General features: G+C 57.7%; 11 protein-coding genes. 5 read left to right on the top strand and 6 right to left on the bottom strand.

Annotated features, from left to right (window positions below; translation table 11 throughout):
- Positions 1–89 precede the first annotated feature (89 nt).
- The 3 genes from AC0J4F_RS10680 to AC0J4F_RS10670 form a co-directional block, all read right to left on the bottom strand.
- Positions 90–878 carry an ATP-binding cassette domain-containing protein gene (locus AC0J4F_RS10680; protein ID WP_040450925.1) on the bottom strand — a complete coding sequence of 263 codons (789 nt, stop codon included), beginning with the start codon at positions 876–878 and terminating at the stop codon, positions 90–92.
- Position 879: 1 nt separating this feature from the next.
- Entirely contained in the window at positions 880–2,001 is a 1,122-nt protein-coding gene (locus tag AC0J4F_RS10675) for an ABC transporter permease (RefSeq protein WP_133953285.1), read from the bottom strand.
- An 80-nt stretch (positions 2,002–2,081) separates the two neighbouring features.
- Positions 2,082–3,032, bottom strand: coding sequence for a sugar ABC transporter substrate-binding protein (locus tag AC0J4F_RS10670; RefSeq protein ID WP_473026209.1), 951 nt, complete (start codon positions 3,030–3,032; stop codon positions 2,082–2,084).
- A gap of 184 nt (positions 3,033–3,216) precedes the next feature.
- On the opposite strand from AC0J4F_RS10670, the gene AC0J4F_RS10665 reads away from it, so the two are divergent.
- Entirely contained in the window at positions 3,217–4,218 is a 1,002-nt protein-coding gene (locus tag AC0J4F_RS10665) for a LacI family DNA-binding transcriptional regulator (protein ID WP_473026208.1), read from the top strand.
- Positions 4,219–4,258: 40 nt separating this feature from the next.
- On the opposite strand, the gene AC0J4F_RS10660 is transcribed toward AC0J4F_RS10665, so the two are convergent.
- The 3 genes from AC0J4F_RS10660 to AC0J4F_RS10650 are packed head-to-tail and all read right to left on the bottom strand — an operon-like array spanning position 4,259 to position 7,450.
- The gene (locus tag AC0J4F_RS10660; protein ID WP_473026207.1) at positions 4,259–5,416 is read right to left on the bottom strand and encodes a Gfo/Idh/MocA family protein; all 1,158 of its coding nucleotides are present in this window, start codon (positions 5,414–5,416) and stop codon (positions 4,259–4,261) included.
- 11 nt (positions 5,417–5,427) lie between these two features.
- Positions 5,428–6,321 (bottom strand): sugar phosphate isomerase/epimerase family protein, encoded by an 894-nt coding sequence (locus AC0J4F_RS10655; protein WP_133953277.1) that lies wholly within the window; start codon positions 6,319–6,321, stop codon positions 5,428–5,430.
- Positions 6,322–6,346: 25 nt separating this feature from the next.
- Positions 6,347–7,450 carry a Gfo/Idh/MocA family protein gene (locus AC0J4F_RS10650; RefSeq protein ID WP_473026206.1) on the bottom strand — a complete coding sequence of 368 codons (1,104 nt, stop codon included), beginning with the start codon at positions 7,448–7,450 and terminating at the stop codon, positions 6,347–6,349.
- A gap of 143 nt (positions 7,451–7,593) precedes the next feature.
- Between AC0J4F_RS10650 and iolD the strand changes: the two genes are divergently transcribed.
- The 4 genes from iolD to AC0J4F_RS10630 all read left to right on the top strand — a co-directional run bounded on the left by iolD (position 7,594) and on the right by AC0J4F_RS10630 (position 12,239).
- Positions 7,594–9,459, top strand: coding sequence for a 3D-(3,5/4)-trihydroxycyclohexane-1,2-dione acylhydrolase (decyclizing) (gene iolD, locus AC0J4F_RS10645; protein WP_473026205.1), 1,866 nt, complete (start codon positions 7,594–7,596; stop codon positions 9,457–9,459).
- Positions 9,459–10,445 (top strand): 5-dehydro-2-deoxygluconokinase, encoded by a 987-nt coding sequence (gene iolC, locus AC0J4F_RS10640; RefSeq protein WP_473026204.1) that lies wholly within the window; start codon positions 9,459–9,461, stop codon positions 10,443–10,445. Before iolD ends, iolC begins: the two co-directional genes overlap by 1 nt.
- Positions 10,446–10,548: 103 nt before the next feature.
- A complete protein-coding gene (locus AC0J4F_RS10635) occupies positions 10,549–11,391 on the top strand; it encodes a 5-deoxy-glucuronate isomerase (RefSeq protein WP_133953269.1) in 843 nt (280 codons plus the stop codon).
- Complete coding sequence (locus tag AC0J4F_RS10630; RefSeq protein WP_133953267.1) at positions 11,388–12,239, top strand: class II fructose-bisphosphate aldolase; 852 nt, start codon at positions 11,388–11,390, stop codon at positions 12,237–12,239. Before AC0J4F_RS10635 ends, AC0J4F_RS10630 begins: the two co-directional genes overlap by 4 nt.
- Position 12,240 lies beyond the last annotated feature (1 nt).

Raw genomic sequence — 12,240 nt, 5'->3', positions numbered from 1 at the left:
GCTTGTGCCAGTTGCCTTTCACTCATATCTACAGGGACAATAGTGACTCCTAGAAAGATCGCCCCGGTCGGTCACCGGGACTTCCTCTACTAAACTGTTCCCCCTAAAGAATCCTCCAAGGCAACCAGTTCTTGCCCGCCGGCCATCATGTCCTGGAGTTCATCCGGGGTAATCTGGCCGCGTTGCGCCGTTCCCAGCGTTTGACCGCGGTTCAGCACCGTGAACCGGTCTCCAACGGCAAGCGCATGGCGGACGTTATGGGTGATGAAAACAACCGCGATGTCCTGCTTGCGCACCTTGTCGATGGTCGCAAGGACATTTGCCGTCTGGCGAACACCCAGCGCTGACGTCGGCTCATCAAGGATCAGGACCTTGGCTCCGAAATGAACTGCGCGCGCGATGGCAACGGTCTGGCGCTCACCGCCGGACAAGGTTCCAACTGCCTGATCCGGACCGCGCAGATTGATGCCCATCTTGCGCATCTCTTCCATGGTGACCCGGTTTGCATAATCATGATCGAAGAGCTTCAACGGACCAAGGCGGCGGATCGGCTCATTGCCCATAAAGAAGTTCCGGCTGACAGACATCAGCGGGATCATCGCAAGGTCCTGATACACCGTCGCGATACCGGCAGAAATCGCATCCCTCGGATCGGAGAAATGCATCGGCCGCCCTTCGAACAGGATTTCTCCCTTGGTCGGCTTGTGGACGCCGGACATGGTTTTGATGAATGTCGACTTGCCGGCACCGTTGTCGCCGAGCAGGCAATGGCATTCGCCCGGATAGATATCGACGGAAACACCGGCCAGCGCGATCACCGAACCGAAATGCTTCTCGATTCCCTGCATTTGAATAATGGGAGCGTGCGTGGACGTCATCTTACCTCTCCCCTGTGATGATGCGGCGGATGTAGGTGTTCAAGATCACGGCAAAGAGCAGAATCACACCAAGAAACACCCTGAAAAGCGAACTCTCTACGCCTGCAAAGAAGAGCCCTTGCTGGACCACGCCAAAAATCAAGGCGCCCAGCGCTGCACCGATCACCGACCCGTACCCGCCGGTGAGGAGTGCGCCACCAATCACGACTGCAATGATGGCCTCAAATTCCTTTAGTAGGCCGCGGTCAGCCCCGGCCGACCCGAATTCCATAACCTGGCAAGTGGCAAAGACAGTGGCGCAAAATGCCGTGAACATAAACATCAGGATTTTGACGCGGTTGACCGGAACGCCCACATAGCGCGCTGCTTGCGCATCGCCGCCCGCTGCAAAGATCCAGTTTCCGAATTGGGTGCGGGTCAAAATAATGTGGCCAACGATGACCAATGCGATCGCCCAGACGATCAGCATTGGGATGCCTTCGACCACCGGCTGCCCAGCGCGCGAGCCGCGCTCAAACACATCGATGATGCCAGCGTCGCCCATCCAAGCGAAGAAACCAGTCAAGATCTTGCCGCCGAACAGGGCTGCGAACCAGTCGCCCTCGGCCGCACGGTCGACCCCGCCGATGATGGTCTTGCGCTCGATGATTTGCGGCAGATAGATGGTGAAGCCGCGTAGGATAAATAGGAATGCAAGTGTTACGATGAAGCTCGGCAGTCCGGTGCGTACCACGATGTACCCGTTCAACGCTCCGATCGCGAGCGCCATGACAAAGGTGGCAAGGATCGCCTGCCAAACAGGCCACTCAAGCGTCACTGTAAAGATGGCGATCATCATGCCGGAAAAGCCAATCATAGACCCGACCGACAGATCAAACTCGCCTGCAATCATCAAAAGACAGGCGCCAACGGCAATGATCATGAATTGCGCGGAAACGGTTGACCAGTTCATCACCCCTTGAGCGCTGAACATGCCGCTGTCGCCGGCAAAAATCAGAAACAAGGCAAATACGATTATCGTGCCGCAAATCCCGCCGAGTTCCGGGCGGATAAGGGCTTTTTGCAAGCTGGATTGCTGCTTTACCCGCTCATCAGCAGTCGCTGCCACGTTGGCCTCGGTCATGTGGCCCTCCCCGGCTCAATTTTTTGATTTGTTATTCGTGAAAAAGGGCGGCGCAACGCGCCACCCTATACCTATGGAAATCAGCGGTATTCGCCGGCAAACTTCTCAACGAGGGTCAGCCCGTCCTTGGTCACGAAACCCGGGCCGGAGTTGATGTTGTTGCCCGGCAGAACGCCATAGCGATGGTAATTGGTCAGAACCACGACCGGCAGGTAAGCCTGCAGGAACGGCTGCTGATCGATCCCCCAGTTGATGACACCGTTTTTGATGCCCTCAACAATGTTCTCACCAAGGTCAAACGTACCGAAGTAGATGTCGCCGGCCATGCCGTTCTCATCCAGCGCCAGCAAGGTTGGATCTGCACTGGTCGGACCAAGCGTCAAAACGGCATCGGTATCCGGGTTAGCATTGAGGTAGGCGAGAACACGGTTCTTGATTTCAGCCGGATCCTGGCCGCTGTCGATCATTTGATCACCCAGCTCCACACCGAGACCATCCGCAAATCCCTGGCAGCGCTCAGTCGAAGACGGCGAGCTGATGTAGTGGTTCACACACAGGAAGCTTGTCACGCCATCTCCCTTGGCGCGCAGGCCCGCTGCATGGCCGGCGTCATATTCCGGCTGACCAACATACATCAAGGCTCCGACTTCGCGGGCCTGGTCCGGTGTACCGGAATTCATGATGATGACATCAATGCCGGATGCCACAGCATCCTTGATTGGCCCGGACAAAACGTCCGGATCGGACAATGTCGTGATGATACCGTTCGGTCCTGAAGCCGCGGCCTGCTCGATAATACGTGCCATGTCCGCAAGGTCACCGGTCGGTGGATTGCGGTATTCGACGTCAACGCCCATCTGATCACCGGCAAGGGCGATGCCGTTCTTGATGGTGTTCCACCAGCTGTCGCTGTCTGGCGCGTGGCTGACGAGAATGTACTTCTCACCTTCGGCTGATGCGACTTGAGCTCCGGCAAGCGGAGCAGCAATGACCGCTGCGGCAAGCAGCAGCGACTTAAGGGTAGATTTCATTCCTTCCTCCCAAGGATTGCCATTTTCATGGTCAAAGAGCGGCTTGAAGCCCTCTCTCATTTTCAGAAAAACATGATCCGACCCATTTTGCAATCGGTTGCAAAATGGAAATCGAAAATTCATACTGATCGCCGAGGCCTGTTGAGGTAAGACACCTAATCTAACTGTTTGGATTGATGGACCGATGACCGTTACCTTGAAAGAAGTTGCCGAACTTGCAGGCGTGTCACGCTCTGCGGTGTCGCGCACCTTCACTGACGGCGCATCTGTTTCAGACAAGACCCGCCGCAAAGTTGAGAAAGCGGCCACAAAGCTTGGCTACACGCCGAATATTCTGGCCCGTGGTCTGACAACCAGACGCACAAAACTGATCGGCCTGGTTTCCAACAACTTTCACAATCCGATCTTTCTGGAAGTTTTCGACCAGTTTACGCGCAAGCTTCAGGGCGTGGGATTGCGGCCGCTTCTGGTAAATCTGTCCGATGAGACCGACCCGGATGCATCCGTGCGCATGCTCCGGCAGTACTCAGTCGACGGCGTGGTTGTTGCCTCGTCCACCCTGCCACCAGGGTTTTCCAAGGCTTTCAAGGATGCCGGAGTGCCGGTGGTGAACAGCTTCGGACGATATTCGACCGCGCCTGAATTCCACGTGGTCGGCATCGACAACGTGGAATGCGGCCGGATGGCGGCGCTGGAACTCGCCAAACGTGGCTACAAGCATGTCGCGTTTCTCGGCGGTCCAGACACGGCAACATCTACGCAGGACAGATTCAAAGGTTTCTCCGAAGAGATTTCCCGGCATCCAGACATGGAAATGACGGTGAGCTACGCGAGGGCCTATTCCTTTGAGGCCGGCCGGGAGGAAATGCAGCGCCTTCTTGATATCCGCCCGCTCGCCGAAGCCTATTTTTGCGGAGATGATGTTCTGTCGATTGGGGTCCTGAGCGCGATTGAGGATGCCGGTCTGAATGTTCCCGGCGATATCGGCATCATTGGCCTGAACGACATGGAAATGGCAGGTTGGCAGAACATCAATCTGACGACGATCCGCCAACCGGTTCAACAAATCATCAATTCCTCTGTGGAACTGATTGTCTCAATGCTCGAAGACCCGGCCAGGTATCCGGAAGCCCGGCTGTTCCCTTGCGAAGTGATCGAACGCGGCACCCTGCGCCCGGTGTCCTAACTGTATAAAACCGGACGCAAGAAACGCAGGCATCGCAGGCTTACCTGAATATGGGCGGGCGCGCTTCCACCCAAACGCCGTCCCGTTTTCCGCTGTCCGCGACCGCAAAAACCGCAGCCATTGAACGCAGGCCATCTTCGGCCCGCGGGTACAGGTCCGCCGCCGGATCCATTGGCCTGCCATCCTTCCGCGCATGAATGGCTTCGGCGAGATCGGTGTAAATGTTGGCAAATGCCAGCGGCATGCCTTCCGCGTGTCCGATTGTGACCCGCGATGTCCGGTCAGCCTCGGGCGACAGCCCCCCTTCCCCCCGCTCAATGATCTCCAAACGCCCGTTGAGCGGCATCCAGTAGAGCTGGTTTGGTTGCTCCTGGGACCACCGCAATCCGCCCTTTTCGCCAAAAATCTGAAGGGTCAGTCCGTGTTGCCGGCCGATCGCGACAGAGGACGTCCAAAGCCGGCCAACCGCTCCTCCGTCCATTCGGAAGTTCACCATGGCATCATCTTCAAGCTCACGGCTGGCAATGCAGGCCACAGTGTCCGCGGACAAGCGCTCGACTTCCTGCCCCGTCACAAACGACGCCATGTGAAGCGCATGAATGCCGCAATCGGCGAATTGCGCCGAAACCCCGGCCTGGGCCGGGTCATACCGCCACCGGACGCGCGGGTTGTCAGCATCGGCCGCGTCAGCGTGGTGCCCGTGTGCAAATTCCGCCTTGACCAGACGGATATTTCCAAGATCGCCGCGCGCGACCATGGCCCTCATGTGCCGGACCAGTGAATAGCCGGTATAGCCATAGTTGACCGCGCAGATGTTCCCGGTTCCTTTGGAAATCCGGACGATTTCTTCGCCCTCCTCGACCGTCATGGTCATCGGCTTTTCGCAAAGGACATGAAACCCGTTCTCAAGGAAAGCCTTAGTGATTTCGAAATGGGTTGCGTTCGGAGTAGCCACTGTGACCAGATCGACCCGATCCTCGCGCCCGTTTTCGCCGTCCAGCATTTCCCGCCAGTTGCCATAAGCACGATCAGCCGCCAAACCCAACCGCTGGCCGTATTCCCGGCCCGCTTCAGGCCGGTGATCCAGTGCACCTGCAACAAAGGAAAACGCGCCATCAAGCCCGGCTCCAAGCCGATGCGCCGGTCCGATCTGGCTGCCTTCACCGCCGCCAATCATGCCCCAATTCAATCGTGCCATTGGTCCTGCCCTCAATTGAAACCGATGGATTCCAGGTACTCACGGTTCGCCCGAGCATCGTTGATTGGCGACACATCGAGCGTCGGGTCGCAATCCTGCTCCACAGTGCACCATCCCTGGAACTCGTTATCGAGAAGGATCTGCCGCACCTTTGGAAAGTCGACATCCCCGTCGCCGAGATTGCAGAAGATGCCCTGCCCGCAGGCATCGTAGAAGCCTGTCCGTTTGGCGACCATATCGGCCTTAACTTTCGGGTCGATGTCCTTGAAGTGCATGTAGGAGATCCGCCCGATGTTGCGTTCCATGAACGCGACAGGGTCAAAGCCGGCATAAGAATGGTGGCCGGTGTCAAAACAAATCTTCAGATACTTCTCATCGACCTCGTCCAACAGCCGTTCAAGTTCCGGCTCGAAGTCCATGAAACCAGCCGCGTGCGCATGAATCCCGACGGTCAGGCCATAGTCTTCGGTGCCGATTTTTGCTGCCTCTGCAATACGGTCCCGATAAGCGGTCCACTCGGAAGCATCCATCTGCTCAGCTTCGTCAGGTCGTCCAGCCGTCGGGGCGCGACGTGGGGAAATGGAGTCGATCAGAACCATATGCTGGGCGCCATGCGCCACCAGCGCCTTGGCCGTCCGGTGCGTTCCATCAAGAACGTTCTCCCAGGCATCCGGATCATGAAACGGCCGGAACACGACGCCGCCAATCAGCTCTAGGTCGTACTGCGCAAGGGCTTCCGAAAGGACTGACGGGTCTTCCGGCATAAACCCGACAGGTCCAAGTTCAATGCCCTTGTATCCCGCTCCAGAGCACTCCTCCAGCACTGCCTTCCAGGCCGGATTGCGTGGATCGTCAGGAAACTCAACGCCCCATGAACACGGCGCATTGCCAATTCTAATGCTCATCTTGCGAGCCTTTCAAACAGTGATCTTAAGTTGTTTCCAAGGGTTGCCAGCTTTTGGTCCGTGAGGATTCCATGGCCGCTTCCACAATGTGTTTAACGGCCAGACCATCCCGGAAGGTTGGCCATACCGATGTGCCCGAGTGGATCGCCTCCAGAAAATCCTTGGCTTCAATAATGATCTGGTCTTGATAGCCCGTGCCGTGCCCAGGACCTTGGCAAAAGGGTTCGTAATCAGGATGCGCAGGGCCCGTTAGGATCTTGCGGAATCCGCGGTCCGCTTCATTCTCATCCATGAGATACAGCCAGAGAGCATTCTGGTCTTCCTGATCGAAACGGATAGCGCCTTTTGTTCCTGTGATTTCGTAGGCGTATCCCATCTTCCGGCCAGTCGCGATCCGGCTGAAGTACATGTGTCCCATCGCTCCATTTTCGAAGCGCGTCATCATCTGACCGTGGTCGTCGTTCGTTACCTTGCCACCAGGACGGTCTTCATGAACCCGTTCGATTTCCGCCATAACACTGCGCACTGGGCCAACCAGCGCAAGCGCAGCGTTGATCATGTGGGGTGCGAGATCGCCCATGGTGCCGTTCGCATCACCCTCTGTGCGCCAGGACGCCGGAGCTTTCGGGTCCGCGTAGAAATCCTCCGTATGCTCACCGCGAAACCATGTGATGTCGCCAATGACACCATCCGCGATAAGCTTGCGGGCGTATTGGCTCGCTGGCGTGCGGATATAGTTGTAGGCGACCATATTCACGCAGCCGCTTTTATCCGCAGCTGCGACCATGGCCTCAGAGTCCTCCAGGCTTGCGCCCATCGGCTTTTCACAGAGGACCGGCTTCTTCAAGGAAAACGCAGCCTCCGCGATGTCCCGGTGGGTGGACTGTGGGGATGCGATGACTATCGCGTCGACCCTTGGATCCTCGACGAGCTCTTGCCAATTGGCGGCAGCGCGGTTGAAACCGAAGGCATCACGATGCTTTTCAGCAGACGCGAGTGAACTTGCACCCACCATTTCAAGCCGCGGCCGCAACGCGGTGTTGAAAACAGCACCGACGGCAGACATGGCAACGGCATGCGCCTTGCCCATGTAGCCTCCGCCGAGGATACCGATCCCGATTTCCGCCATGCCTCACTCCCGTTTCCGGTTTTCGTTTTGCCTCTTTCGAAAAAGATTTGCAACCGGTTGCAAAATTTGTATCTTGAGAACCAACAACGCGCAAGCACCAATCGAATGCCTTGCGAGAAAACACGTTACAGGGAGAGACCTGGATGAGCTCCAAGACGGTTCAGCTCACAACTGCGCAGGCCATTGTCCGCTACCTGGCAAATCAGTTTATCGAAGTCGACGGCAAGGACATACGTATTTGCGGCGGCGGCTTTGGCATTTTCGGCCATGGAAACGTGACCTGCCTCGGTGAGGCCCTTTACAATCATCAGGAAGAGCTGCCCCTTTACCGTGGACAAAACGAGCAGAGCATGGGGTTTGCAGCAGCTGCTTATGCCAAACAGTGGCTGCGCCAGCGGTTCATGTTCTGCACGGCCAGTGCTGGCCCTGGCACGTCGAACCTTCTCAGTTCTGCCGCGCTGGCACATGCCAACCGCTTGCCCATGCTGATGTTGTGCGGTGATGCCTTTCTCACCCGCCTGCCCGACCCGGTCCTTCAGCAGCTTGAGCACTTCAACAACCCGACACTTGGCGTCAATGATGCGTTCAAGGCGGTAACCCGCTATTGGGACCGGATCACGCATCCGGCGCAGGTCATTCAGTCGCTCCCCGCCGCTCTTGCGACGATGCTGGATCCGGGCGACTGCGGCCCCGCGTTTCTCGGCCTTCCCCAGGATGTGCAAGGCTGGACCTATGACTATCCGGAAAGCTTTTTTGAGCGCCGGGTACATCGCATCCGCCGGAGTGCCCCCGACGAGCGGGAGATTGCCGATGCGGCGGCACTGCTGAAAACGGCCAAACGCCCGCTGATCATTGCCGGCGGCGGCGTCCAATACAGTGGCGCGGTCAGCGAACTCACGGCGTTTGCGGAAAAGCATCAGATCCCGGTGGTCGAAACCATTGCTGGCCGCGCCAATCTCCTGGCAACGCATCCCTTGAACGCCGGCCCGATTGGCGTGACAGGATCGAACAGCGCCAACAATCTGGCGGAACAGGCAGATGTCATTCTTGCGGTCGGAACGCGGCTGCAGGATTTCACCACAGGATCCTGGACCGCGTTTTCCCGCGAGGCCCGTTTCATTTCGGTCAACGCAGCCCGCCATGACGCTGGCAAACACATGTCGATCCCCGTTGTCGGCGATGCGAAACTCGGCCTGTTGGCTTTGGGCGAGGCTTGTGCGGACTACAGGACACCTTCGGACTGGACCGAGAGTGCCAGTGAAGAACGGAAGGCCTGGGACGCATACGTTGCTGACAACGTGTCTTATGGCAATCGTCCAAACTCCTATGCCCAGGCAATTGGTGTGGTCAACGAACTCTGCGATCCCCGGGATCGCGTTGTTGCCGCGGCCGGCGGCCTGCCGGCGGAAGTAACGGCCAATTGGAGAACCCTCGACATCGGCACGGTTGATGTCGAATTTGGCTATTCCTGCATGGGATACGAGATTGCCGGTGGCTGGGGCGCACGCATTGCCCAGTCCGAGCGCGAACCGGACAAGGACACGATCGTCTTTACCGGTGACGGCTCTTATCTGCTGATGAACTCGGATATCTACTCATCCGTTTTGACCGGCAAAAAATTGATCGTTCTGGTGCTCGACAACGGCGGGTTTGCGGTAATCAACAAACTGCAAAACAACACCGGCAATGAGAGCTTCAACAATCTCATTGCGGATTGTCCAACCGTTCCAGAACCATTCGCCGTCGACTTTGAGGCCCACGCTGCGTCCATGGGCGCGCACGCGGAAACGGTGTCCAATCCGGGTGAACTTGGGGAGGCCTTCAAGCGGGCCAAGGCAGCCAATAAAACCTACGTCATTTGCATGAAGGTTGATGCCTATGAAGGCTGGACAGCCGAAGGACATACTTGGTGGGAGGTTGGAACCCCGCATGTGACATCGAGCGACAAGGTCCGGGCTGCACATGAGGACTGGGAGTCCACGCGCCCGAAACAGCGCCGGGGGGTCTGATGCTTCTTGAAGCGATTGCCCGGAACAATTTCGTTGTGGTGGGACGCGCCGGGATCGACTTTTTCACCGATGCCGGGGTGCGGGCTGAAGATGCTGAGCGGCTCGGCGTCGGTCTCGGCGGATCAGCCGCCAATATAGGCGCTGGCATCTGCAAGCTTGGCGGCAAGGCTGCACTGGTGACCCGGGTCTCGGACGACAGCGTTGGCAGCTACTGCATCGGCCAGCTGAAGCACTACGGCGTTGATACGGAGCACGTCACGCCTGTTGGCGGTGAATACCGCAATTCGCTTGCTTTCTACGAGTCTGTGGTGGAAGGGCACCGCAATGTCATCTACCGCAATGGTGCAGCCGACTTTCAAATGGATGAGCACGACGTTGCCCGCGTTGACTACGGAAAATATGGCGCGCTGATCACCGCCGGCACTGTCTTTGCGGCCGAGCCTTCGCGAAGCGCGACCTTCAAGGCCTTTGACCTTGCCAAGGCAGCAAATCTGCCGCTGATCTTCGATGTCGATTACCGGCCATACTCCTGGCCGTCGGCGGACGTCGCGGCCGATGTTCTGTCCCGCGCTGCCACACAGTGCGACATGATTGTCGGCAATGACGAGGAATTCGGCTTCATGGCCGGAGACTATGACAAGGGACTGGAGAAAGCCCGGGAACTCGTGCGCACAACAGCCGAGCTGGTAATCTACAAAATGGGCGAAGCTGGAGCGATCACCATCACCCGCGATGGCGAGTTCAGAACGGGCATCTACCCCGTTGAGGCTCTTAAACCCAATGGCGCGGGCGACAGTTTCATGAGCGGCCTCATGACGTCCATCGCAGATGGTTTTGAGCTCAAGGAAGCCATTCTCCGCGGGTCCGCTTGTGCATCCATTGTTGTTGCCAAACCCGGTTGCGCTCCCGCAATGCCAGACAAAACCGAGTTGGAGGCCTTCTTGGCCTCGCATCCCGGCCCGACACAAGAGCAACGGACGTTTTGATGAAAACGCCCAAAGATGCTCGACCACTTTAAGTGCGATCAGTTTCAGGCATGATTTCGATCCCGATTTCTCGCCCGCTGATCCAGTCTGAAAGGACCATTCCATGCATATCGCGCCGCATGACAACCAGAACAAGCCGATCGTGGATATCGACAATCCGACCGTTCCGCTGAACTATTTCAACATCGTCAAGCTCAAGAAGGGCGAGGCGTTCCACTATCAAGTGCCCGGCTATGAAACCTGCATCGTACCTGCCACCGGCACGGTAACCGTTGAGGTCGAGGGCCTCACATTCGACAAGCTCGGCAACCGCGGCGAAGATGTCTGGGACGGGGAGCCTGAGGGCGTCTACATCCCCGTTGGCGCCAAGGTGACCATCATCTGCACCTCCGATGACACGGAGACATTCATCGCTGGCGCAAGGTACGACGAAGTGCTGGAGCCGTTCGATGTGCGCGTCGATGGCATCGACCTTGTCCAGTACGGCTCGGACGACACCAAGACGCACCGCAAGATCAAGCACATCCTTGGACAGAAACAGCACGGCAAGGTGGGTCGTTTGCTGGTCAGCGAACTGTTCACCGTTGGCCAGGGCGGCTGGTCCGGATTTCCAGCCCACAAACACGACACCGACCGTCTGCCGCATGAAACACGGCACGATGAGACCTACAACTTCCGCTTCCGGCCGAAACACGGCTCAGGTGTTCAGATCCTTCAGCGCGAAGAGGGTGTGCCCGGAGAAGCCTATCAGCTGATGGACGGCTCGACCTTCATGATCGACAAGGGCTACCACCCCTGCGCCGTCATGCCCGGGTACGAGATGTACTATTTCACAATCCTGGGCGGTCTCAGCCAGCGTTCACTGGTGCAGTATTTCCAGCCGACCCATGCCTATCAGGTCGAGACGATCCCCGGGATCAAGGACATGGTGGCCAAATTCAAATGACACTGGCAACACTTAGCCAAGTCCTTCAACCGGCCTTGAAAGACGGTTATGCCGTCGCCGGTCTGGTGACGCTCGGCTGGGAAGATATGCGCGCCTATGTGGCCGCCGCCGAAGAAGAAGGTGTTCCGGTGATCCTGCAGGCAGGCCCCTCCTGCCGCAAGCACACACCTCTTCCCGTTTTGGGGGCGATGTTCCGGCATCTTGCGGAAGGGGCCACCGTTCCCGTGGTGGCGCATCTTGATCACGGGTATACATTCGAGGAATGCCAGGAAGCGCTCGACAGTGGCTTCACATCACTGATGTATGATGGCTCACGCAAACCGCTTTCCCAGAACATTGACGAAACCGCGCGGATCGCAGAGCTTGCGCATTCCGCTGGGATATCGTGCGAAGGGGAAATCGGCTTTGTCGGATATGCGCAAGGGGATGCCTCTGAAGGCACGGACCCAGTGGATGCCGAAAAATTCGCGGCAGAAAGCGGCGTGGATGCCATGGCGATCTCGGTCGGCAATGTTCACCTTCAGGAAAACAAGGAAGGTGGACTGGATGAGGCCCGCATCAGCGCGATCCAGGCGCGAACCGCAGTCCCGCTGGTCATCCATGGGGGCTCCGGTGTCCCTGTCGAACAGCGACAAAAGCTCGCCAGAAATACAAACATCTGCAAATTCAATATCGGAACCGAGCTGCGCAAGGCCTTCGGAACTGCGTTGCGGGACGCGGTCAATCGGGATCCCGACCGGTTTGACCGGGTGACGATCTTATCAGAAACACATGATCCGATGGTCGCAGCGACCCGCACTGTTCTCAAGGCCTTCGGTGGCCCATCCAAGAACGAGCCCAAGGAATAAG

The organism is Roseibium sp. R5 (assembly GCF_055755305.1).
This window is presented reverse-complemented; position numbering and strand designations above follow the sequence as displayed.

Coding starts and splice junctions, on each gene's coding strand:
- AC0J4F_RS10680 (WP_040450925.1), bottom strand. CDS start 878: ATGACGTCCACGCACGCTCCCATTATTCAAATGCAGGGAATCGAGAAG.
- AC0J4F_RS10675 (WP_133953285.1), bottom strand. CDS start 2,001: ATGACCGAGGCCAACGTGGCAGCGACTGCTGATGAGCGGGTAAAGCAG.
- AC0J4F_RS10670 (WP_473026209.1), bottom strand. CDS start 3,032: ATGAAATCTACCCTTAAGTCGCTGCTGCTTGCCGCAGCGGTCATTGCT.
- AC0J4F_RS10665 (WP_473026208.1), top strand. CDS start 3,217: ATGACCGTTACCTTGAAAGAAGTTGCCGAACTTGCAGGCGTGTCACGC.
- AC0J4F_RS10660 (WP_473026207.1), bottom strand. CDS start 5,416: ATGGCACGATTGAATTGGGGCATGATTGGCGGCGGTGAAGGCAGCCAG.
- AC0J4F_RS10655 (WP_133953277.1), bottom strand. CDS start 6,321: ATGAGCATTAGAATTGGCAATGCGCCGTGTTCATGGGGCGTTGAGTTT.
- AC0J4F_RS10650 (WP_473026206.1), bottom strand. CDS start 7,450: ATGGCGGAAATCGGGATCGGTATCCTCGGCGGAGGCTACATGGGCAAG.
- iolD (WP_473026205.1), top strand. CDS start 7,594: ATGAGCTCCAAGACGGTTCAGCTCACAACTGCGCAGGCCATTGTCCGC.
- iolC (WP_473026204.1), top strand. CDS start 9,459: ATGCTTCTTGAAGCGATTGCCCGGAACAATTTCGTTGTGGTGGGACGC.
- AC0J4F_RS10635 (WP_133953269.1), top strand. CDS start 10,549: ATGCATATCGCGCCGCATGACAACCAGAACAAGCCGATCGTGGATATC.
- AC0J4F_RS10630 (WP_133953267.1), top strand. CDS start 11,388: ATGACACTGGCAACACTTAGCCAAGTCCTTCAACCGGCCTTGAAAGAC.